This window comes from Streptomyces kryoterrae (assembly GCF_054072135.1).
The window spans coordinates 2,215,203-2,237,535 of record NZ_CM133358.1; the positions used below are offsets into that span (position 1 = coordinate 2,215,203).

Sequence of the window (22,333 nt, forward strand, 5' to 3'; positions counted from 1 at the left end):
CGCGCGACCGCCTCCGACCAGGCTAAACGGCGGAGTTGAAGGTGGGGTATGTCCTGACACCATCCTTTCCCTGAGCCTGGGTCACTCGCCTCAGGGCCGTAGTGACCTCGATCCCATTGGTGCAGATTTTCGCGAGCGGGGTTCTCTCGGAAGTCGGCACTTGCGTAAGAAGCAGGTCTGCGGGTTTCGTGACCGGAGTCTTCATCTGCGTCAGCTTCACCTTGGTTCGGGGCCGCCCTCCCACACACCGGGGACGGCGAGAGTCCGGGGCTGGAGTGGACACGGTGCGCGTAGACGTTCCGCCAAGCATGCCTTTGCCATCTTCGCAGCCCCTGCGCGCGGTGGGCAATGCGTACCGCAATGCCCTGTGCGGCAGCGGTGATTTCTCGTCATCGCTGCCCCGGACGCTCACTGGGACTTCGCACAGCAGGCCGAACCAACACACTTCAGGCGGGCAGCAGGAATTCCAGATCTCGGTCGATGCGCTGCCAGCCGCGGCCCGCCGCCGTCCAGGGATGTCCGGCGCCGAGCCGCGCGTCCAAGGCGCTCACCGCCCGGTCCCGCAACCGGCTGGCATCCGCCGTACGGCCCATCGAGCGCAGGGTGACCGCCAGGCACAGGTCGGCGATCAAGGTGTCCGGGTGACCGTCCCCGAGGCAGGCGCGCAGGGCATCCGCACAGGCCCGCGCCATGCTCTCGGCTGCGGTGAACTGCTGCAGGTCGCCCAGGACGTTGGCCATAGTCAACCGTCCGCACAGGGTGTAGGGGTGGGCGTCGCCGAGATACTTGCCGAAGGACCGGACGGTCCGCGTGGCCGCCGCCAGCGCTTCGTCGGTCTCTCCTGCGGCACGCAGCCACGCCGCGAGGTTGTGGTCGCAGACCGCGTTGTCCGGGTGCTCGGGGCCACGCAGCTGGGCGACACCGTGCTGGAGACGGCTGATCACGGTGCGCGCGGCGGCCAGGTCGCCCGCGTCGGCGGTCAGGGCCGCCAGATTGACGCCGGACACCAACAGGTCGGGATCGTCTCGGTCCCGTCCCGTCGTATAGCCCTCCTCGGCATCCGCGGCGAGCGCGTCAGCCTCGTGGCGCTGTCCGATGCGCCGCAGGGAAACCGACAGGCTGACGGTCGCGCGCAGCGCGCCATGGGTGTTCTGCGCGCGCAGACTCTCCAGAGTGGGGCGCAGCACGCGCACGGAGCCAACGTAGTCGCCCAGCTCACGCAGGTCCCGGGCGAGGCCCAGGGCCGACGCCAACGCCGAGGGATGGCCGTCTCCGAGCACTCGGCACTGCCGTTGCCAGGTGGCCAGGCTCCGCTCCCGCGCGGCCGAGTAGTCCCCCACCAGACGCAGCGACGCGGCGAGCGCCTCGGCGGCGGTCATCGTCTGCGGGTGCTCCTCGCCGAACAGGTTGTGGAACCCGGTGTACACCTCACGCGCCAGCTCCAGCGCCTCGCCAAACCGGCCCAGCGCTCTCAGGTCCTCCGCCACGCCCGTTGCCGTGATCAGGGTGTGGGCGTGTCCGGGCGGCAACAGTCCACGCTGCCTGGTCAGGGTACGAGAGTCCAGACTGTGCGCCTCGTCAAAGGCTCCTAGGCTCCGCAAAGCGGCCGCCTGGTGGTTGCGCAGCTGCAGCAGCTGCTGGTCGTCGTCTCCCCCGTCGGCGGCGGTCCAACTCTGGTCCAGGCGGCGGCCCAGTTCGAGGGCCCGAGCCGGCATGCCGTACCGGGCGGTCCGGCGCACCCGCTCCAGCAGCACGGCACGGGTGTCGCTGTCGCGGCACGCGTCTGCACCGGCGTGGTCCAGATGGGGCCACAACCGCTCGAACGCCAAGTCGTCGGTCTCGGCGACGGAGTCGTCGCGCCGGGGGGCGACTGCGGTGAGGAGCCGGTGTGCCTCGTGGCATACCGCCTGCACCTCGTTCGTGGGCAGGGAAGCCAGCACCAGGCGCTGCACGACCCGGTGCACCTTCAGCGTGTGGCCGGCTTGGTCAACCTCGGCCAGACCCAGCCGACTGAGTTCCTGCACCTCTCGGTCGACCAGCATCGGCTCACGCAGAGAGGCGTCGTGCGGACGCAGTAGGCGCAGCGCGGTGTCGGTGTACACCAGGGCCAGCGGGAGCGGCAGCGGCGCGAGCCAGCTGCACAGGGCGAGCAGCCGCAGCGCTGCGGGGGCGCGCTTGGCGAGTGCGTCAAGGGCCACGCCGGTACTGGCGGCGATCGCCTGGGAGGTCGGCTCGTCTCCCCACGTCCCGGTCCGGTCGTCGCTGTAGACGGTCAGCCGGCGCAAGTACTCGTGCGCCGACGGGAACTGCGCGAGCCACGATCCGGCCTGCGCGACGGCCAGCGGGACGTCCGTCGCGGTGGCCGCGATGCGGTCCGCGTCCGCGGCGGAGAGCGCTGGAACCCTCCGCCGCAGCAGCTCGATGCTCTGCTCCCGGGTGAACAGGTCGACCCATAGTGGATGCATGGCCTCGCTCCACGCGCGGTCCCGGGAGGTCACCAGCACATGTCCGTGGGGTCCGGTGGGCAGCAGCCCCGACAGGGCCGCCAGGCCACCGGCGTTGTCGTAGACCAGGAGCCACCGACCGCTCGGTGACCCCGAGTCCAACGCGTCGAGGGCCTGGCGTGCGGCCGTGGGCACGTCGTCGCCGTTGCGCAGGCTCATCCGCTCCGCCAACTGTGCCAGCGACAGCAGGACCAACTCCCGGCTCTGTGCGCGGACCCACCACACCAGGTCGTACGCCGCCTGGAAGCGGTGGGCGTACTCGACCGCCAGCTGGGTGCGCCCGGTGGCGGTGAGACCGTTGTGAGGGAGTATCACGGCCCGTTGCTGACTGACCTTCAGAGTGGCGTCGAGCTGGTCCAGCAGCCGGTCCCGGCCTACGAAGAAGGGGTTGCGCGCCGGCGCCTCCCACACGCCCGGCGTCCGGCGCGGGAACCGCGGCCGGGCCGAGCCCAGTGGCCGCTCAACCGCCTCGCCGGACAGTCCGACGCCGCGCAGCAGGGTCTCGGCCGTGCGCGGTTCGTCGAGGGAGGTCAGGTCCACTGCTTCGTAATCGCTGAACGGGGGCGTGAGCGGGACGGGCTCGATCCGTAGCGGGATCAGTTTTCCCGAAGAACCGAAACCGGGCTCGCCCATGCTCTCCTGCAGTGTCCGGGACTGCGGCGAGCGCAGGAAGGACGACGACAGCAGGGCCAGGGTGCGAGGGGCGCCCCGGGCGCCCGGCTCGGTGCCACTGCCAGCGGCGATCACCTCGAAGCCGGCGCCGGTGAGCAGCCAGTCGACCCAGTCGGCCCACATCCGGTCCTGCGGGGCGCACCAAAGCCGCAGCGGCGTCGCGATGGGGGACAACGACCTGACGTAGGAGGCGAAATGGCGTCTGCGCAGTTCGTCGTCCAGGGGCGGGAAACGCCGTACGCGACCCTCGGTGATCAGCTCCGTCAGCCGCTCGAAGGCGGCCAGCAGGCTGTTCGGTTCGCCCGGAGGGTCACCGAACGTGGTAAGCGTCTCTTCGTAGGCGTAGTCCGACCGGTGCGGGACTTCCATGCCGGTCCTGGAGTCGGCCGGTAGTTCTTGGAAACTGACTCGGACTAGCTCACGGGCCGCCGCCAGACGGGTGTCCCGGCCGTCGGCGACCCGCATCGCGACGGGCAGTATGCGCAGGGGGCGGGGATGGACGTCCCGGAGTATGGAGCGTGCCATGCGTGCCGCGCCCTCGATGCTCTGGGAGCTCAGGTTGAAGCAGTTGACCAGGACATCCGGCAAGTCGATGGTGCACAGGCCGACCAGGTCGCTCACGCCGCAGCGGCTGTCGATGAGCGTGAAGTCGTAATGGCTCTTCATGTCGTGGCGCAGCGCCTCCAGGAACCGCGCACCACCGAACCGCTCGGCGAACTCCCGCCAACTGAAGTCCATCAGGTGCGTCAGGTACTCGCCGTCCTGCCGGCCTGCGGGCATGTAGTCCAGGCTCCCGCCGTCGGGGAAGGTCCAATCGACGGAGACGGCGTGCGGCAGGACTCGGGCAAGACGCTGCCTCAGGTCGGCCGCCGACTCGGTGCCCGGTCTCGTACGCCATTCCGTGACGTAGCCCGAGAACAGGTTGAGCACGCCCGTGGTGGCGGCCGAGGTCGCGGCGTCGAGGAACGGGTGGAAGTAGCGGTGCAGCCCCGGCGCTTCCACGTCCCAGTCGGCGGCCAGCACGTGGTAGCCGTTGGAGGCCAGGATCCATGCGACGTTGGCCACGGCCATGGTCCGCCCGGTGCCGCCCTTCTGGGAGTAGAAAGTGACGATCTGCCCGTCGGATCCGGGAGTCATCACGCGTCTCCAGGGCGGATCCCCGGCTCCGGGGAGGGGCCGAGCAGCCTCGGTCGGGGAATTTGAGGGCCTGCGGGCGGGTATACGGGTGCCACGTATCGAAGGAACTGAGCAGCCGCCCACTGGATCACCGTCGGGAGGATGTCGGCGAACGCGGCCAGCGAGGGGACTCCACCCGTCGCGGCCCGTGAGACGCTGCGACCTCGCTGCAACGTGCGCGGCAGGGTTTTCTCCAGGGCCGACTGCAGCTCCGCCCCTGAGGACTCGTTGTCCGGGTCGGAGCGGTCCCACGGCACGATGACCACGACCCACGGCTGGGCTGCCGCGTCCACCCGGGTGAGCAGCTCCCGCTGCTCCGGGTCGGTGACCGCCCAACGGTCGAGCAGCATCACCGTCGGTGCCGACGGGCGCTCCTCGGCGAGCAGACCGCCGGCCGCCTCGTCCAGCGGTTCGACCGTGGTGAGGTAGTCGAGCCCGCGCACCTGCTCCGCGGCGAAGTCCGCGAGCGGCCGGCCGGCATCCACGTCGCTCTCCCGATAAGGGTTCCAGTCGACCGGGGAAGGGCCGTAACAGCGTTCTGAGCGCCCCGGCGGCAGTTCGCGACTGCTGGGCGCGGCCACCACGATGCGCAGCCGGCGCAGCACGGGGGGCTCCCCGAAGGCGTTGGGCAGGTCCGCCAGGTCCAGGGGTTCGCCTCTGGGCATCGGATTCTCGTGGGCCGTGGTGACGATCGCCTGGGCCAGCAGCAGGACGGCGTGCTCGTAGTCGCTCCGGTATCTGCGCAGCTTCATCAGGGAGTACAGGCCCCCGGACGCGTAGTGCGGGCCGAACAGCTCGTGATCGTGGTGCAGGCTTTTCGCGGTCGAGGGCAGTCGCTCGTCGTGCACGGGCATCCACAGCGCCGGCACGATCGCCGGTGGGACCGTGTCCTGTGGCCGCCGGCCCCGCACCTGGCGCAGGGCGAAGGCCCGCCACTCGCGGCCGCAGTGGTCGCTGACGAAGTAGCGCGGTGAGTACAGCGGTACGAACACCCGGCAGGTGGCCAGTGCGGCGGACAGGTGCGAACTCCAGTCCTCACCGATCCGCATGGTGCGGTCCATGAACCCGACCGACTCGCCCGCCGACAGGTCCGTCAGCATCAGGATGTGCTCACAGAGGTCCTGGTAGAGCCGGCGTACCCACATGTCCGGGTCCGGGCCGTCGGTCGCGCGACGCGGTGTGTGCGCGTAGCTGAGGAAGAAGTACGGGACATATGGGTCCGTCCGCTCCGGTTCCTGGTTCACACCAAGCCCTCTCCCCCACACGTCCGGCGGTCACAGTGTCCGCAGGAACAGGGCCAACTCAAGCATGTCGACCCGCACATAATCCTCTGGAAGAACCACGATCGTCAGCTCTTTGCAGATGACCGACCGCCGTGACCGCGTGACGAAAGACAGCAGGATCAGCTTGAGGAGACTCGCGTGATCCATACTGTCGATGCGGGCCAGGCCCGAGCCGATCACCGGCATGGCCACCGCCTCGCGGCGTGCGTGCAGATGCATCACATGCCACAGTGCTTCCAGGCTGTTCCAGATCTGGTCAGGCCCCGAATCGACCGTCAGGTCGTTGCGCATCGTGCCATAGGCGCTGAGGAAATAAAGCCTCTGCGGCGATCCGAGGACGGCGACCGTGCCCAGAGGGTAGCGGGCGAGTTTCCCCGCCCGCTTCGCCGCCCGGTCCTCCACCCGAACCGGCAGCACTCCCGCGAGTGCGGCGTCGATATCGTCATCGAGCCGGGTGGTCTCTGTCCCGTACAGCCGATGCAGGAACTGGCCTTGCACGCTGCGGGGGACGATCAGCAGATCGTCACGGGTGTCGGTGTCGAACACGTCGTTGCTGCCGATGACGAGATGGCCCGGCTGCTCGAAGAGGTCGCCGACCTTGATGGTCACCCGGAATTCCGGGTGCAGGAACTCATGGCTCACCTGGGTCCGCGGCCAGGATCCAAGGATGCCGCCGGCCAGCGAGAGGCCGACGACGGTGAGGAACGCCGTGGCGCGCGGCAGGGAGCTGTCCGGCCAGAATGCCAGGTACAGCTGGACAGCGCCCGACAGCAGACCGAACCGAACGGCGCAGGCACGGACTGCTGTGGACAGGCCGAGGCGGGTGCCGAAGATCGTCCGCACCTGATGCCTGATCATCCGGCTCATGCCAGCCCCTCGGTGCCCGTGTTCACAGCCGGGGCGGACACGGTGCGCGGCGCCTCTTCGTAGACGCCGGTGAATCTGGACCTGATCCTCGGTACGCTGGTCTGTTCGTCGCGCAGTGCCTTCACGGTCTGTTCCAGGTCGGTGATCCTGCTGATCTGCTCCCGCATCAGCGAGGTGAGATCCTCCAGGATCTCCTCCGTGGACCGACGCGGCTGTGTCTGCTCGGGGGTGTCCGTCGTGAAGTCGATCGCGGCGAGGGCATCGCGTAATTCGGGCCACACCTTGTGAAAAAGGCTGTCGACCCGGGTGTTGTCGGGGTGGCGGTTGGCCGACTCACGCAGGACGGAGTTGATGGTCCTGACCATGTTCAGCACGTCTTCCTCGTCGTGCGCCCGCGTCGACTGGAACTGGCGCAGAGGACTGCTCGCCGCCTCCAAGTCGTCGTGACTGCCCTCCAGCAGGAAGGGCACGAGCTGGCCCCGGCGCTCGTCGACCTCCTTGGACAGGGCTCCCGACTCAAAGGTGATCCACGGGGCGTCGAGGTTCGCCCGGGTGACGCAGGCGATTCCGAAGGAACTCTCGTCGAGCTGCTTCTTGATCTCGTCCAGCCCGCGGGCGCCCTTCCTGATGCTCTCCGAAGAGACGAACGGCTCGACCTCATCGCTGAAGTAACGCAGCCACGAGGCGAGCCGTTCAGCAGAGGTCCGGGACGGCAATCCGGACCAGCTCAGAAAGATCTTCATATGACGCCCCCGCATCACACCCCGCCGCACGAATCGTCCCGACACAAGCCAACTGCCCGTACAGCGGGGCGAGTAGCCCTCTGACCGCTACGGATTTTCCGGAGACAGGCTGGAACGACACAAGGCACCCCCAGCTCGGAACCGCCCACGTGCCCAGCGGACTTCAAAGCCGCGGCCACAAAGTGCTTCATCCTTTAGGAGCTGCGGCGGCACTGCCGTACGTCAGCCCCGAATGAAGGCATGCAACAACCAAGGTCCCCAATCACTGAGCTCTTTCAGCGTGGCCACCGATCGAGTGAAGCCTTCGGTGGCCGCAAAGCACAAGGCTCCCGTGCCGTTGAGATGAGGTGTTCGACGTGTCAACCCGTCCACGCAGGAGCCTCGTTGGTTCCCTGTCCTGACGCACTCGACCTGCCGCATGCGCTCGTGGAGTGGAATCTCAATGAGTGTGTCAAGGCGTCGGCGGGACCGGCGGGGTAGAGGTGAACAGTACGCGTCCGGGCGGGGCGAGTCGACGACGCACGGGTCACCGGCGGCGGGGGGGGTCGGCCTGTGTGCGGGCGGTACGGAAGGCGCGGGTCTGCCGGAAGGCCGAGCGCGCGAGGGTCAGTGCGCTGAGGGTGAGCACTCCGGTGGCCGCGGCGGCCGAGGGAGGACGCAGTAGTCCGAGGGGGTACGCAGAAGGTGGACGAGTTCACCGAGGGAGGCGAAGGCGGGGAGTTCGAGCAGTCCGGTCAGGACCAGGGCGCCGAGGGCGGCGACGCAGGCTCCGGCCAGTGCCAGGGCCGATGCGGTGAGGATCCACAGCACGGTGGCGGGGGGCCAAGCGGTCGAGGGTCCGGCGTGCCAAAGTGGGCGCGAGGAAGGGCAGGAACAATGGTACGAGCAGGAGGGCGGTCATAGCTCGTCACCCTCCAGCAGTCGGCGCAGGAGCTGTTCGTCGCCGGGGTTGAGCTGGGCGACGAAGCGGGCCAGGACCGTCTGGCGGTCGGTGTCCCCGTCGAGTTCGGTGTGCATGCGCCGGGCGGTCAGGCCGGGAGCGTCCTGCACGGGGAAGTAGGCGTAGCCCCGGCCCTGCCGCTCACGGCTGACGACACCCTTCTCGTGCAGACGGGTCAGGATCGTCGTCACCGTCGTCCTGGCGAGGCCGGAGCCGAGCTCGATCTGCACACACCCGGAGCACGCTTCGTCGTCAGCCTGCCCGCCGACTGACAGCAGCGCCCCGCCGGCGGTACCGGCGCATCACGGCGTGACTTCGTGCCGGACGTCCTTGCGAGAGGCGGCCAGATAACAGACGAAACCGAGGATGGCCACCGTCCAGGACAGTGTCACCGGCCCCAGGCCCAGGTCGAGCCCGCCCCTGCCGTGGCCGACGGCCATCCAGTCGGCGACGGACGCACCGAGCGGGCGGGTGATGACGTACGCCGCCCAGAACGCGGCGACCGCGTTCAGGCCACCCCAACGGTGAGCGGCAGCCGGAACGGCGATCGCGGAGGCGTACAGAACGGCGGAACCCAGGTAGCCGAGGCCGATCGTGGCGGTGAGGTCCCCTGCGGCGGTCCCCAGCGCGAAGGTGGCCAGCACGGCGGCCCAGTAGAAGGTCTCGCGGCGCCGGGTGTGGATGCTGTGGATGGACAGAGTGCCCTCGCCGCGGTACCAGAGAGCGAACACGGCGGCCAGCGTGACCATGAAGAACGGGGTCGACAGCGTGTACGGCACGCCGAGGCCGACATGCAGGACATCGGCGGCCATCGTGCCGAACACACTGACCATGACGATCGCCGTCCAGTAGATCCAGGCCACATACCGGCGGGCGGCGAACTGGACCACCAGAGCGACGATCAGGGCCATGCCACCGAGGCCCACCGCAGGGATCGGGCCGAACAGACGGGCCAGCCAGTCGGAGGCCGTCTCACCCATACCGGTCGTCAGCACCTTGATGATCCAGAAGTAGACGGTCACCTCCGGCACCTTGCTCGCCGCGTGTCGTGCGTGGCGCGGAGGCCGGTTCTCAGTGAGGTGATCTGTCGTCATGGCAGGCACGATGACATGGCGCCCGACGGTTGCCCCAGACCCCTTTGCCAGAGCTTTGGCGCTTCTGGTGCCCGAGTTGCCCAAGGCCCGTCCGAGCCTGAACACAACCTGAACGGGGTGGCCGATGGGCTGGTCAACGGCGCGCGGCCGGTGATATCGGCGATCTCCGGCCCTTCCGGGCCGGCCACCGGGTCCCCATCGGGCCCACCGGCCGGACCGGCCATGGTCACGCTCGACGACGGGAAGTACGGAGCGCTCCGGAATCATGGAGTGCGGGAACTCCCGCCTTCACTCTCGTGCGGCAGCCACCGTCTACGGCCCTGCGGCGTTCCCCCGGGCGCCCTGTCTCCGATGCCGGTCCCCCGCCGCCTCCGGGCCCGGCGTTTCCGGGCCCAGCAGCCGGGACTTCTCCACGGTGAACCCCACCTCCGCGCCCCCGCCCGACCGGGTCCGCGCGAAGACGGTGCCTCCGTGGGCCTCGGCGACATCGCGGACGATGGCCAGGCCGAGCCCGGAGCCGGGCAGGGCGCGGGCGGTGTCGGCGCGGTAGAAGCGGTCGAACACGCGCAGGGTGTCGGCCGCGGCGATACCCGGGCCGTGGTCGGCGACGGTGATCTCCCCCTGCCGAACGCTCACTTCGACGGGGGCGTCACTGTCGGTGTCGAACTTGGCGGCGTTCTCCAGCAGGTTGCCCACCGCCCGTTCGAGCCCCTGGCGGCGGCCCGTGATCACGGAGTCGTCGACGTCGAGCAGCACGAAACGTCCGGTGCGCCGATGGACGCGCTGCGCCACGCGCCGGGCGAGCGCGGCCAGTTCCACCGGTTCCTCGGCCACCTTCCGGTCCCGGGCCATGGCCAACTCGACCAGTTCGTCGACCAGTTGGCCGAGTTCCGCGGTCTCGCCCTCCACGTCGTCGAGGAGCCGGTCACGGGCGTACGGGGAGAGTTCGGTGACCCGGCGCAGCACACTGGTGTTCGTCCGCAGGCTGGTCAGCGGGGTGCGCAGTTCGTGCGCGGCGTCCTGCACCAGCCGCTCCTGGGCCTCGCGGGCGGCGGCGAGCCGGCCGAGCATCCGGCTCAGGGAGGCCGAGAGCCGCCCGACCTCGTCGCGGCCGTCCACCAGTCCCGCGTCGTCGAACCGGTCGCCGACGCTGACCTCCTCGGCGACCCCGGCCAGCCGTTCCAGGCGTCGGGTGATGCGCCGGGCGAGCAGCCATCCGGCGCACGCCGCCGCGAGCATGACCGTGAGGCTCGCTGCGGCGATCTCCCGGGCCATGCCGCCGAGCACGTAGTGGGTCTGGTCGACCGGTACGGCCACCTGCAGGGCACCGCGGTCGCCGCCGAGCGCGGTGGTCAGCAGGCGGAACGTGTGGGAGTCGGCGGCGACTTCGGTGGTGTCCGCCTGTCCTGCGGTGCCGGCTGCGGCGAGTGCCCGTGCGGTGTCGGACACGGGCAACCGCACGGACGGGCCGCCCAGTCGGGTGACGGTGCCGTCCTTGGCCACGGCCCGTGTGATGACGGTCCGCTCACCCTCGTCGCCGGGACCGGGCAGGTCCGGGCCGGGGTAGAGGTCGGGGGCGCGCTCGACCGCCTCGGACAGGGACAGCGCCTGGTCGGGATTCTGGGCCACGGCCACCGTGGCCGACCGCAGCGTACGGTCGATCTCCGCCATGACCCGGTCGGAGGCGGCACCGTAGCTGAGCAGCCCGACGAGGACGGCGACCACGGCGCCCACGACAGCGAAGGCGAGCGCGAACCGCGTACGCAGACTCAGTACGAAGGATGCCCGCGGCCCCGAACCCGTCAGCCCCCGCACCAGCCGTGACCGTGACCGTGGCAGCGACCGTCGCCGGGCTCGCAGACGCGCGACCAACCCTGACCGTGTGCTCATGGCCGCCGCACCGCGTAACCCACGCCCCGCACGGTGTGGATGAGGTCGGGCGCACCGGCGTCACCCAGTTTGCGCCGCAGATAGCCGATGTATCCGGCGAGGTTCTTGCCGTCCACGGCGAAGTCCTCGCCCCATATCTCCCGGTAGACGGTCGCATGGCCGAGCACGATGCCCTCGTTGCGCACGAGCAGCTCCAGCAGGTCGAACTCGGTCTTGGACAACCGCAGTTCGGCTCCGCCCCACCAGGCCCGCCGCCCGGAGGGGTCGATCCGCAGCGAGGCGATCCGCAGTTCGGCGCCGGACGTGTCGGCTTCCTCGTCGTCGTCCGGTGTCAGCGCGGCCCGGCGCAGCAACGCCCTTAGCCTGGCCAGTAGTTCGGGCACCGCGAAGGGCTTGGCGAGATAGTCGTCGGCGCCCGCGTCCAGGCCGGCGACACGGTCCGGCGTCCCGGCCCGCGCGGTGAGCATCAGTACCGGGGTGCGGTCGCCGTCGGCGCGCAGCACCCGGCACACCCCGGCGCCGTCGACGTGGGGCATCATCACGTCCACGACGAGCGCGTGGAAGGAACCCCGGCGGGCCTGGGTCAGCGCCTCCACTCCGTCGGCGGCGGTGACGACCTCGTACCCCTCCAACTCCAGGGCGCGTTCCAGGGATTCGCGGATCGCACGATCGTCGTCGGCTATGAGGACACGGTTCGGCATGGGCTTCATGATGGCCCACGGACGGGCGACAACCCACGTGCTGCCCAGGGGACATCGTCCTCGGTTCTCATCCAATTCCCGAACAGCTCCCGCCGGGGTCCAAGGACGGCCGCACACCATGGGATCTCCTGATCACCCCCTCCACAGGAGTCTCCATGCGCCGCACCATGACAGCTCTGGCCGTATGCGTCAGCCTGGGCGTCACCGGTTGTTCCGCCGCGACCACCGCGTCCTCGGTCGCACCGGCGGCCCTGAACGCGGCCCAGGTCGCGAAGAAGGTCAAGGGCGTGGGAGGCGCGAACACGGCCAAGGTCGTGGCCGCCGCCAACGCGTTCCTGGCGACGCTCTCCGCCGAGCAGCAGGACACCGTCCTGTACGACTTCGACGACGCGGCCAAGAAGACCGGCTGGTCCAACTTCCCGACCCCCGTCGTGGAGCGCAACGGTCTCAAGCTGGGTGACCTCACCGACGCGCAGGAGGCCGCGGCCCTGAAGGTCATGGAGGCCACGCTCAGCAAGCAGGGGTACGAGGAACTCGTCGAGATCCGCAAGGCGGACGACTACCTCGCCTCGCTGACGGCCGGCGACGGGACCGCCACCCCGTCGGCCACCCCGACCACGGCTCCGACCACGACCCCGACGGGCACCCCGAGCGGCACTCCCACCGGTGGAGGCACCCGTCCTCCGGGTGGCGGCGGCGGTGGCGGCGGCGCCAACTTCGGTTCGGAGTGGTACTACATCTCCTTCTTCGGGCAGCCCAGCAAGACCGGCCAGTTCACACTTCAGTACGGCGGCCACCACGCCGCGTACAACCTCACCTACGCCGGCCAGAACGTGTCCATCTCCCCGACCCTGACCGCCGTCGAACCGATGGAGTTCGACTGGGAGGAGATGTTCTACGCCCCCCTGGAGGACAAGCGGACCGCCACCATCGGTGCGATCCAGTCCCTGACCGCGACCGAGCTGACCTCCGCCGAGATCGACGGCAGCTTCGACGACCTGTTCCTGGGCCCGGGCAACGACGGCCCCTTCCCGGTGAATCCCGAGGGCGTGCTCGTCAGCTCCCTCACCAAGAAGCAGCAGGCCAAGGTCACCGCGATGCTGAAGGCGTGGGTGGACGACCTCGACGAGGCGGCCGCCAAGCGGCTCCTCGCCAAGTACGTCTCCGAGTACAACAAGACGTACATCGGGTGGAGCGGCGGCACGACCCTCGACAACGACCAGACCTACGTACGCCTCGACGGCCCCTCGGCGTGGATCGAGTTCTCCAACCAGCCCGGCGCCTCGACCGACGAGATCCACCAGCACACGATCTTCCGTGACGAGACGGCCGACTACGGCTGGAACTGACGGAACTGAAGCCGCGAGGAGGAGCACGGGACACCGGACACGGGAACGTAGGGACACAGGACAGATCATGAGCAAACCGGCGTACCGTCTGCTGCCCGCGCTCCTCCTCGCGGCCTTCTTCCTGACCGGCCTCCTGGCGCCGACGGCCGAGGCACACCCGATGGCCACCTCGGCGGTGCTCCTGGACATCGGCGACGACAGCGTGGACGGAGAGATCCAGCTCCCCCTGGACCGGCTGTCCATCGCGGTGCACCGCGACCTGACCGGCGCCCGCGTCCTGGGCGCCGACCGGGCGTTCCTGAAGAGCTACACAGCCCGGCACATCAGCGCTGTCGGCAAGGACGGCAAGCCCTGGACGGTGGAACTCGGCACCGGAACGGTCAGGTCGATCGACGCGTCGCCCCACCTCGTCTACCCCCTGGAGATCCGTCCGCCCGACGGCGAGGTCACCGCCTTCGACCTGAGGTACGACGTCATCGTCGAGGAACTGCTCACGCACAAGGTCATCGTCACCGTCGGGTACGACTTCGACCGGGGCATCCTGAAGACGGACGACGCCGAGACCCTGGGCGTCTTCGACCACGCGACGAAGACCCTCACGGTCCCGGCGGACGAGGGTTCCTGGCTACGGGGCTTCGCCTCGACGGCCGCCCTCGGTATCGAGCACATCGGCGAAGGCGCCGACCATCTGCTCTTCCTGCTCATGCTGCTGATCCCGGCGCCCCTGGTGGCGACCGGGGGCAGCTGGCGCCCGGCGGCGTCACGGCGGCGGGCGATCATGCGGGTCGTGCATGTGGTGTCGGCGTTCGCGGTGGGCCACTCGCTCACCCTGGCCCTGGCGGCGACGGGAGTGGTCGACCTCCCGACCCGCCCCGTGGAGACGTTGATCGCGCTCTCGATCGCGGTGTCGGCGATCCACGCGATCCGCCCCCTGGTGGCGCACGGCGAGGTCCTGATCGCATCCGGCTTCGGCCTGATCCACGGCCTGGCCTTCGCCTCCCTGATCACCGACCTCGGTCTGGACCGGGGCTCGCTGGTGACCACCCTGCTCGGCTTCAACCTGGGCATCGAACTGACCCAGCTCCTGGTCGTGGCCCTGCTGATGCCGTCCCTGCTCGTCCTGGCCCGCACCCGCTTCTACCCGGCGTTCCGCATCGCCGTGGCGGTCGTCGGCCTGCTCTTCGCGTCGTCCTGGATGCTCGAACGCACGACCCTCACCTCCACCGACCCCTTCGAGGGCGTCCAGACCTGGCTGGTGGGGCATCCCCTGTGGGTGGCGACCACGGTCGCGTGCCTGGCGGCAGCCGCCCACGGAACCGGGACGCGGACGCACCGGCCGGCGCGGGAGCGCTGACCGGCACATCCACGACCACCATCTGCATCCACGTCCACATCCACGAGCCGTCGCGACGACGACCAGGTCAGGGGGTCATGGCGTCGCGGACAAGGGCGGTGTCGACGAACTGTTCGAAGCGGACGATGAGTCCACCGCGTACGACGAAGTGGTGGGCGACACGGACGTCGATCGCCTTGCCGGTGGCCTTGTTGGCCGCGGTGTAGCGGGCCAGGACCACGACGTTCTCCCCGTCCACGACATAGGTGTCGTCGTGAGCGGTCCAGCCCTCCCACTCCTTGCCCAGCTGCTCCATCACACTGGCGGTGACGCCCTCGGGAGTCCGGTAGGTGCCGGCCAGCGGGAAGCCGGCCATCTCCGTCCACTCCACGTCCGGGGCGAGAGTGGCCCGCAGGGCGTCCAGATCTCCGGCGGCGGAGGCAAGGTACTGACGGCGTACGACGTCGGCGGGCGCGGTGGACGCGGCGAACTCGGTCATGGTCAGCCCCACTTCATCTCGCCCTTGGCGACCTTCGCACCGATCTGCGCCGCGATCAGCATCCCGTTGTCCGGGTACCGCTTGACCAGCGCCTCGGTCAGCGTGGCACCGTCCGCGGCGGTGGCGAGCTCCTCCTCGAAGGCGACCAGGTAGTCACGCGTGGCCGTGATCGCGGAGGCGTCCGCCGCCGTCCCGGGCAGCCGGTGCCCCGGCACGACCAGCTGCGGGTCGAGGGCGGCCATCTCGTCGAGCAGGGTGATCCAGGCGGCGCGGTCACCCGGGGTGGCGGTGTCGGCGACCCAGACGTGCTCCTGCTGGAACAGCAGCACACCGCCGAGCAGCGCACGCGCCTCGGCCTGCCACAGGTAGTGGCGGTCGGGCAGCGTGGCCGGGCCGCCCTTCAGCTCGAAACGGTGGCCCTCCAGGGTGAGGTCACCGTTCAGCGGCTGAAGGTCCACCAGACGGGTGGGCAGGTTGGGGCCGAGCGCCGCCCACGCCTTGAGCTTGCCCTCGTAGGAGTCCCGGATGTGCTCGATGACCAGCGGGGTCGCGACGAACACCGCGTCGGGGAAGGCGTCCGCGATCACTTCGGCGCCGAAGTAGAAGTCGGGGTCGGCGTGGCTGACGAAGACCGTCGTCAGCGTCTTGCCCGAGTCGAGGATCTCGGCGGCCAGGCGGTGGCCGTCGGCGCGGGTGAACGCCGCGTCGACCAGCAGGGCCTCGTTCTCGCCGGTGACGAGGGTCGCCGTCTTGTTCTTGCTGCCGGCCGGGAAGTCCAGGTCCAGGACCTTGAAGGACAGAGCACTCATCGAAAGCTCCTTGCGGGTGAGGGGGTTGAGCGGGGGACGGGGAGGGAGGGGACGGGGAGGGAGGGTTCAGGGGGTACGGAGGGGCGCGAGCCGCTGGTCGACCTCGTCGGCGGTGGCATGGCCCCTGGCCAGCACGGTGACCCGGTCGCCGTCGACGGCCAGGAGGGTCGGGAATCCGGTGACGCCCAGCGAGGCGGCCCGGTGGAAGTCGGCCCCGGCCGCGACCCGCACCCCGGGACCCTCGAAGGCGGCCACCACCGCGTCGGCGTCCAGACCGGCCGCCCCGGCGACCTTCCGGTAGGTCGCCGGTTCGGAAAGGCTGAGGCCCTCGACATAGAAGGCATGCTGCAACGCGCCGGCCAGTTCCGCCGCACGGGCGGGCGCGGCCTGCCGCAGAGCGGCGACCCCGCGCGCGGCGACCTCGGAGTCCATCACGAACGAACCGTCGGCGATCAGACCCTCGTACGCCGCACCGAACTCCGCGCCGGTCAGCTCCGCGATCTGCGCGTTCGCACCCTGGACGTAACCGAACTCCCGCACCGGCACCCGGCGCGACCCCGTGAACAGACCGCCGGACACCACCTCCACCGGCACGTCCGGGTGACGGGAGACGACCTCACCCAGCGTTCCGGAGAAGCCGTGCGACCAGCCGCAGTAGGCGTCGAAGACATAGACGAGCTTCATCAAAGACCTCGGCAGTGGTGTGGCGCCCACCGGGTGCGAGCGCTTCACCTGAGAGAACAGTAACTGACGCGTCAGGTATTTCCTCATGACCGTCCCTCCCGTGTGGCGCCCGACACACCCGCGCCCGCGGCCTCAGGGCAGGCGGGGCAGCTCGTTCCGCGCGGAGTGGCTGAGGATGCGCAGGTCCTCGGCGAACCGTTCCCGGTCCTCGGGCGGCAGTGGCGCCAGGAAGTAGCGGCGTATGTTCTCCACGTGCAGCCGGGACGCCCGCACGGTGGTCTCCTCGCCCAGCGGGGTCAGGCGCACCAGCCGCCCGCGCCGGTCGTCGGGGTCCTCCGCGCGCTCGACCAGACCCGCCGCCGCCATCCGGTCCACCAGACGGGTGACGCCTCCCGTGGTCAGCACCTGCTCCTGGGCGACCGCCCGCATCGACAGCCCCGACCCGCCCGCCCGGCCCAGAATGAGCAGCACCTCGAACATGAGGTGACTGATGCCGCACTCCCGCTCCAGCGACCGGCCGAGGATGTACTCCAGCCGGTTCGCCGCGCCCTGCAACCGCCCGAACGCCAGCACGAGCGCGTTGTTCGCGGCCTCCAGCGGCGACGAGATCTCCGCCTGTCCGGCCGCGTCGCCGCCACCACTCTCGTCCTCTACAGCTGCCATCCACCGATCATGCCGCGTAAACAGATTTAGCAGAGTGCAAAATTTGCTCTGCGCAATGATTGAAAGTCGCCTCCTTTCCGTACCTCCTGACGTACGAGCCGCTCACACCAGGAGGCCCCATGCCCATCTCGGCCAAGTTGGCGGGAAACGTATTCGTGTTCGGCGCCATGGGTCTGACCCTTGCCGCGCTGGCCTACCCCGCCATGCTCGGGGTGCAGAACACGACGAGTTCACCGGACCGCGTGATCGCCAACACCCGCTACGGACCGCTGACCGAGGCCGACCGGGACTTCGTGGTCAAGGTGCGCGCGGCGGGGCTGTGGGAGTACCCGTTGGGCGAGATGGCGATGGAGCGGGGCACGACCGTGGAGATGAGGGAGGCCGGCAAGCACCTGATCGTCGGTCACGCCGGGCTCGACGACATGTGCCGCAGGATCGCCCCCGAGCTCGGGGTCGTCCTGCCCAACCTGGCGTCGCCGCAACAGCAGCAGTTCGTGGCCACCGCGGACGCGGCCGTCGGCAAACAGTTCGACTCCACCGCGGTCACCATCATGCGGGTGACCCACGGCCAGATCTTCCCGGTCATCGCCAAGACCCGCGCCACCACCAGGAACGTCATGGTCCGCGCCCTGGCCGACCTGGCCAACGACACCGTCCTCGATCACATGACCGTGCTGGAGAACACCGGTCTGGTCAACATCGACCAGGTCAACTTCCAGCAGAGCACACCGCCGAAACTGCCCAAGGGCGACACGACCCCGCCGCCGCCCCCGCAGGGCGCACCGATGGTCTCGCTCACCGCGCGCCCGGACCTGAACATCCACACGGCCGCCCCGGCGCCCACGGGACCGTCGCCGTCAGCCGGCTGAGAGACCTCGGCTCGGATCCCGTCCGCCGTGGACGGCGTCAGACGATCGCACTGTCCGCCCAGCCGAGTGGGTGCGGCTCCGTGTCGTCCGCCGCCGGAGCCGGGGGTTCGCCGCCCGCCTCGCTGAAGGCGGTGAGCGCCTCGACGAGCGCTGCCCGCTGCGCCGGGGCCAGGCGTGCCACGATCCCGGAGATCTCGAGCCGCCGCCGGGCCGTGACGTCCTCGACCGTACGACGTCCCTCGTCGGTGAGGCCGAGCTGCGTCTCACGTCGGTTGTCGGGGTTGAGGTGCCGTTCGGCGAGGCCTGCCGCGATCAGGCGGTCGATCATGCGCATCGCGGTGGACGGCGCCACCTGGAGCTGCTCGGCGAGCGTGACCAGCTTGGTGTCGCCGCGCGTGGACAGGACGACCAGCATCCGGAACTGCGGGAGCGTCACGCGTTCCTCGACCTCGGCGAGGGAACGGGCGGAGACCGCCACCAGCAGCCGCGACGCGGTCAGCACCGCACGGGTCACCGCGTCAACATCGTCCATGTCCCCCGCAGGGGTCTCCCGCTCCGCCATGCGTCCTTTCTACCGTGCCGAGGTGAACCTTCCCGCCCACGATGGGAACAGATTTCCTTGGCCACGACCGTGGCGACGGCGCAGGAGCATCACAACGCCGCAGGTGGGCGCCTTCCGGCGGTGATCGTGCGGTTGTAGCGTGACCGGGTGCCGGAGAACGACGCAAGCGACGCGAAGAGTTCGTACGACGGGTACCGGGAACTGGGCGAGGCCGCCTGGTCGTGGGTGCTGGACCAGGTCCGCGAGGACGACGGTCCGTGGCTGCCGGAGACGGTGTCCGAGGACGCGGCGGAGGACGGTCCGGACCCCGTACCCGCGAAGGACCGCGACTGTCTGTACGGAGGAATCGCCGGCCTGGCCCCCGTGCTGGCCGAGATCGCCCGCCACCGCGAACCGACCGAGCGGGAGCGGTCGTTGGCGGCCGGGATCGTGACCAGACTGTCGGCGGCGGCGAAGACCCGGACGGAACCCTCGCTGTACGACGGTCTGTCCGGTGACGTGACGGCGCTGAGGCTGCTCGCACCGGGCACGGAGTCGGTCGCCCTGCGGCGGCTGGCCGAGCTGGCCGCCCCCGACGGCTGGCCGACCACCGTCGACTTCGAAGCCGGCTCGGACGCGCCCCTCAACGACATCATCATGGGCACCGCGGGCGTGGTACTGACCGCCGTCTGGGCGGGCGGCGAGTTCGCGGAGCCGATCGCGACGACGGGCTGCGAAGCGCTGCTGCGGGTGGCGCACCGCACGGAGGCCGGCCTGGACTGGGGCATCGGGGCGACCACCGAGTGGCGGGCGCCGAACTACTCCCACGGCACCGCCGGAGTGGCTTCGGCGCTGGCGGTGGCGGGCGCCGCGCTGGGCCGGCAGGACTTCGTCGTGGCGGCCGTCCTGGGGGCGCAACACGTTCTGTCCGTTGGGCAGTTGGACGACGGCGGCTTCGTCGTTCCGCACACGATCCCGCCGTCGAAACGCGAGGTCGAACCGGTGACGTACACCTGGTGCCACGGTCCGGCGGGCACCTCGCACCTGTTCTCGGCGCTGGCACACGCGGGCGTGGCGGAGGTATCGGGACTGGGCGTCGGCGAGCTGCGGCAGCGCTGTATGACCTCGATCCTCACCTCGGGCGTCCCACAGCGGCTGCGTCCCGGCTTCTGGGACAACGACGGCCGCTGCTGCGGCACGGCGGGCGTGGGCGACGTACTCCTCGACGCGGCACAGGACTGCGGGGACCCGGAAACCGCTACCGCGGAGAGCATGGTGCGGGCGGCGCGCGTGATGGGCGACGCGCTGGTGGAGCGGGCGATCAGGGACGGGGCGGGTGCCCGCTGGCGTTTCCTCGAACACCGGCAGGAGGACCCGCTGCTGCCGCCGGGCACCGCGTGGATGCAGGGCGCGGCGGGCATCGCGGCGTATCTCTTCCGGCTCGCCCGGTTCGTCGAGACCGGACCCGAGGCCATGGTGGTGGACCGGCCGGACCAGTGGTGGGCGGTGCCGGAGCGGCTGCGTACGACGGGCGGTACGGCTGTTTCCTGAGCCTCCGGCGGATGGGATCAGTTCAGCGCCTGTTCCGCCCAGATCGTCTTGCCGGTCCTGGTGTGCCGGGTGCCCCAGCTGGTGGTGAGCTGGGCGACCAGGAGGAGACCCCGGCCGCCCTCGTCGAAGATCCTGGCCCGGCGCAGATGCGGTGAGGTCGAACTGCCGTCCGAGACCTCGCAGATGAGCGTACGGTCGTGGATCAGCCGGAGCTGGATCGGGTCGGCGCCGTAGCGGATCGCGTTGGTGACGAGTTCACTGACGACCAGTTCGGTGACGAAGGCGGCATCCTCCAGGCCCCACTGCTCCAGCTGGGCGACGGCACGTCCGCGGGCCTCGGCGACCACCTCGAAGTCGGCGGGCAGGTCCCAGACGCGGACGTGGTCGGCGTCCAGGGCACGGGTGCGGGCCAGCACGAGGGCGACGTCGTCGCCGGGGTTCCTCGGCAGCAGGGCGGACAGCACCCGGTCGCAGCGGTCCTCCAGCGAGGCGTGCGCGCTGTGACCGGCCGCCAGGGTCCGGGCCAGCAGGGCGATTCCGAGGTCCGGGTCGCCCTCGGCGGGCTCGACCAGCCCGTCCGTGAACAGGGCGACGAGACTGCCCTCCGGCAGCGGGACCTCGGTGGTCTCGAAGGGCAGACCGCCCACCCCGAGCACCGGCCCGACGCTGACGTCCACGACGCGGGTCTCGCCGTCCGGCAGGACCAGCACGGGCGGCGGGTGGCCGGCGCTGGCGACGGCCAGCTCGCGGGAGACCGGGTCGTAGACCGCGTACAGGCAGGTCGCCCCGGTGGCGCCGACGGCCACCCGGTCGCCGCCGGTGGCGCTGTCGTCGTCCGCGGCGAGGCGCAGGACCAGGTCGTCGAGGTGGGCCAGCAGCTCGTCGGGCGGCAGGTCGACGTCAGCGAGCGTCTGGACGGCCGTACGCAGTCTGCCCATGGTCGCCGACGCCTGGATGCCGTGGCCGACCACGTCGCCGACGACCAGGCCGACGCGCGCGCCCGAGAGGGGGATGACGTCGAACCAGTCACCGCCGACGCCGGCGCGTGAGTCGGTGGGCAGATAGCGGGAGGCGACGTCCACCGCCGACTGCCGGGAGGGGCCGCGCGGCAGCAGGCTCTCCTGGAGGGCGAGGGCGGTGGTGCGCTCGCGGGTGTAGCGGCGGGCGTTGTCGACGCAGAGCGCGGCGCGGCTCGCCAGCTCCTTCGCCAGGACGAAGTCGTCCTCGTTGAAGACGTCGGGCCGGGTGCGCAGCAGGACGGCGACCCCGAGTGTCGTACCGCGCGCGATGAGCGGCACCGCCACCAGCGAGGTGACGACGACCCCGCGCAGGCTCTGGGCCCGTTCGGGCGCGCTCGCCATCCAGCGGTCGAAGTCCGGGGCGCCGCTGCGGCTGAGCACCGGCTGTCCGGTGCGCAGCGCCCGGGCGGGCGGGGAGTACGGCGGGTACGTGTCGGTGGCGCCCGGGCCGAGCACGGCCCCGGGGGCACCGACGCTCCCGGCGGCGTGGGCGAGGCGGCGCAGCACGACGGCGCCGTCCGGGCCGGCCTCGGCGGGCTCGTCGCCGCGCATGACCGCCTCCAGCAGGTCCACGCTGGCGAAGTCGGCGAACCGGGGCACGACCAGGTCGGCGAGTTCCTGGGCGGTACGGTCGAGGTCCAGGCTGGTGCCGATCGAGACGGCCGCCTCGTCGAGCACCGCCAGCCGCTGCCGCGCCCAGTGCTGCTCGCTGCTGTCGAACGCGGCCATCCCGACCGCGCACACCTCGCCCGAGGCGTCCCGGACGGGCCACAGCTCCAGGTTCCAGGCGTGCTCGCGGATCCCGGAGGGCGCCCGTGTGAAGCTCTCGTAGTGCGTGGGCTTGCCCGTGGCGGCCACGTCCCGCAGGGCCGCCAGCATGCCGAGCTGCTCGACGTCCGCAGGTACTCCATACGGGAAGACCTGGCCGGCCAGCACGTCCTCCCCGACGCCCATCACCTGGCAGGCCACGTCGTTGAGCCGCCGGTACCGCTGCTCGATGTCGAAGACGGACATCGAGAACGACGCCTGCCGGAACGCCTGTTCCACCAGGTCAGGTCCGTCCTGATGGTCGTCGTCAGCGCGCGCGGAGGCCATGGATCCAGTGTCCTCCCCCACCCGTACGGCAACAACCGAACACGTCCGAAC

The 22,333-nt window shown here is 70.4% G+C and carries 19 protein-coding genes; 4 read left to right on the forward strand and 15 right to left on the reverse strand.

Annotation, left to right across the window (positions count from 1 at the left end):
• Window positions 1-446 precede the first annotated feature (446 nt).
• The 9 genes from fxsT to ACW4TU_RS09275 all read right to left on the reverse strand — a co-directional run bounded on the left by fxsT (window position 447) and on the right by ACW4TU_RS09275 (window position 11,870).
• Window positions 447-4,313, reverse strand: a complete 3,867-nt coding sequence (gene fxsT, locus ACW4TU_RS09235; protein ID WP_457426487.1) for an FxSxx-COOH system tetratricopeptide repeat protein — start codon at window positions 4,311-4,313, stop codon at window positions 447-449.
• Window positions 4,313-5,596 carry a TIR-like protein FxsC gene (locus ACW4TU_RS09240; protein ID WP_457426489.1) on the reverse strand — a complete coding sequence of 428 codons (1,284 nt, stop codon included), beginning with the start codon at window positions 5,594-5,596 and terminating at the stop codon, window positions 4,313-4,315. The genes fxsT and ACW4TU_RS09240 overlap by 1 nt, the downstream gene beginning before the upstream one ends.
• Before the next feature lie 30 nt (window positions 5,597-5,626).
• Window positions 5,627-6,502 carry a macro domain-containing protein gene (locus ACW4TU_RS09245; RefSeq protein ID WP_457426491.1) on the reverse strand — a complete coding sequence of 292 codons (876 nt, stop codon included), beginning with the start codon at window positions 6,500-6,502 and terminating at the stop codon, window positions 5,627-5,629.
• Window positions 6,499-7,245, reverse strand: coding sequence for a toll/interleukin-1 receptor domain-containing protein (locus tag ACW4TU_RS09250; RefSeq protein WP_457426493.1), 747 nt, complete (start codon window positions 7,243-7,245; stop codon window positions 6,499-6,501). Before ACW4TU_RS09250 ends, ACW4TU_RS09245 begins: the two co-directional genes overlap by 4 nt.
• Window positions 7,246-7,851: 606 nt before the next feature.
• Entirely contained in the window at window positions 7,852-8,055 is a 204-nt protein-coding gene (locus ACW4TU_RS09255) for a hypothetical protein (RefSeq protein ID WP_457426494.1), read from the reverse strand.
• Window positions 8,056-8,142: 87 nt separating this feature from the next.
• The gene (locus ACW4TU_RS09260; protein ID WP_457429998.1) at window positions 8,143-8,463 is read right to left on the reverse strand and encodes a BlaI/MecI/CopY family transcriptional regulator; all 321 of its coding nucleotides are present in this window, start codon (window positions 8,461-8,463) and stop codon (window positions 8,143-8,145) included.
• A gap of 24 nt (window positions 8,464-8,487) precedes the next feature.
• Complete coding sequence (locus ACW4TU_RS09265; RefSeq protein WP_457426495.1) at window positions 8,488-9,279, reverse strand: COG4705 family protein; 792 nt, start codon at window positions 9,277-9,279, stop codon at window positions 8,488-8,490.
• Between the two features lie 312 nt (window positions 9,280-9,591).
• Window positions 9,592-11,094: a HAMP domain-containing sensor histidine kinase gene (locus ACW4TU_RS09270; protein ID WP_457426497.1), complete on the reverse strand. Its 1,503-nt coding sequence runs from the start codon at window positions 11,092-11,094 to the stop codon at window positions 9,592-9,594.
• A gap of 71 nt (window positions 11,095-11,165) precedes the next feature.
• Entirely contained in the window at window positions 11,166-11,870 is a 705-nt protein-coding gene (locus ACW4TU_RS09275) for a response regulator transcription factor (RefSeq protein WP_457426499.1), read from the reverse strand.
• A 155-nt stretch (window positions 11,871-12,025) separates the two neighbouring features.
• Here ACW4TU_RS09275 and ACW4TU_RS09280 point away from each other — a divergent pair, with 155 nt between their 5' ends.
• Both ACW4TU_RS09280 and ACW4TU_RS09285 read left to right on the forward strand, forming a co-directional pair.
• A complete protein-coding gene (locus ACW4TU_RS09280) occupies window positions 12,026-13,219 on the forward strand; it encodes a DUF3500 domain-containing protein (RefSeq protein ID WP_457426501.1) in 1,194 nt (397 codons plus the stop codon).
• 67 nt (window positions 13,220-13,286) lie between these two features.
• On the forward strand, window positions 13,287-14,573 hold the full coding sequence (locus tag ACW4TU_RS09285) for a HupE/UreJ family protein (RefSeq protein WP_457426503.1): 1,287 nt from the start codon (window positions 13,287-13,289) through the stop codon (window positions 14,571-14,573).
• A 67-nt stretch (window positions 14,574-14,640) separates the two neighbouring features.
• On the opposite strand, the gene ACW4TU_RS09290 is transcribed toward ACW4TU_RS09285, so the two are convergent.
• The 4 genes from ACW4TU_RS09290 to ACW4TU_RS09305 all read right to left on the reverse strand — a co-directional run bounded on the left by ACW4TU_RS09290 (window position 14,641) and on the right by ACW4TU_RS09305 (window position 17,207).
• On the reverse strand, window positions 14,641-15,051 hold the full coding sequence (locus ACW4TU_RS09290) for a nuclear transport factor 2 family protein (RefSeq protein WP_457426505.1): 411 nt from the start codon (window positions 15,049-15,051) through the stop codon (window positions 14,641-14,643).
• Between the two features lie 2 nt (window positions 15,052-15,053).
• Complete coding sequence (locus ACW4TU_RS09295) at window positions 15,054-15,860, reverse strand: MBL fold metallo-hydrolase (protein ID WP_457426507.1); 807 nt, start codon at window positions 15,858-15,860, stop codon at window positions 15,054-15,056.
• A 66-nt stretch (window positions 15,861-15,926) separates the two neighbouring features.
• Window positions 15,927-16,544, reverse strand: coding sequence for a DsbA family protein (locus ACW4TU_RS09300; protein ID WP_457429999.1), 618 nt, complete (start codon window positions 16,542-16,544; stop codon window positions 15,927-15,929).
• Window positions 16,545-16,676: 132 nt separating this feature from the next.
• Window positions 16,677-17,207: a MarR family winged helix-turn-helix transcriptional regulator gene (locus ACW4TU_RS09305; protein WP_457426509.1), complete on the reverse strand. Its 531-nt coding sequence runs from the start codon at window positions 17,205-17,207 to the stop codon at window positions 16,677-16,679.
• 119 nt (window positions 17,208-17,326) lie between these two features.
• Between ACW4TU_RS09305 and ACW4TU_RS09310 the strand changes: the two genes are divergently transcribed.
• A complete protein-coding gene (locus tag ACW4TU_RS09310; RefSeq protein ID WP_457426511.1) occupies window positions 17,327-18,076 on the forward strand; it encodes a DUF4142 domain-containing protein in 750 nt (249 codons plus the stop codon).
• Between the two features lie 37 nt (window positions 18,077-18,113).
• Here ACW4TU_RS09310 and ACW4TU_RS09315 read toward each other — a convergent pair whose 3' ends face one another.
• Window positions 18,114-18,638: a MarR family winged helix-turn-helix transcriptional regulator gene (locus ACW4TU_RS09315; protein WP_457426513.1), complete on the reverse strand. Its 525-nt coding sequence runs from the start codon at window positions 18,636-18,638 to the stop codon at window positions 18,114-18,116.
• A gap of 147 nt (window positions 18,639-18,785) precedes the next feature.
• Here ACW4TU_RS09315 and ACW4TU_RS09320 point away from each other — a divergent pair, with 147 nt between their 5' ends.
• The gene (locus ACW4TU_RS09320) at window positions 18,786-20,168 is read left to right on the forward strand and encodes a lanthionine synthetase LanC family protein (RefSeq protein WP_457426515.1); all 1,383 of its coding nucleotides are present in this window, start codon (window positions 18,786-18,788) and stop codon (window positions 20,166-20,168) included.
• A 17-nt stretch (window positions 20,169-20,185) separates the two neighbouring features.
• Here ACW4TU_RS09320 and ACW4TU_RS09325 read toward each other — a convergent pair whose 3' ends face one another.
• The gene (locus ACW4TU_RS09325) at window positions 20,186-22,282 is read right to left on the reverse strand and encodes an ATP-binding SpoIIE family protein phosphatase (RefSeq protein ID WP_457426517.1); all 2,097 of its coding nucleotides are present in this window, start codon (window positions 22,280-22,282) and stop codon (window positions 20,186-20,188) included.
• Window positions 22,283-22,333: the final 51 nt, after the last annotated feature.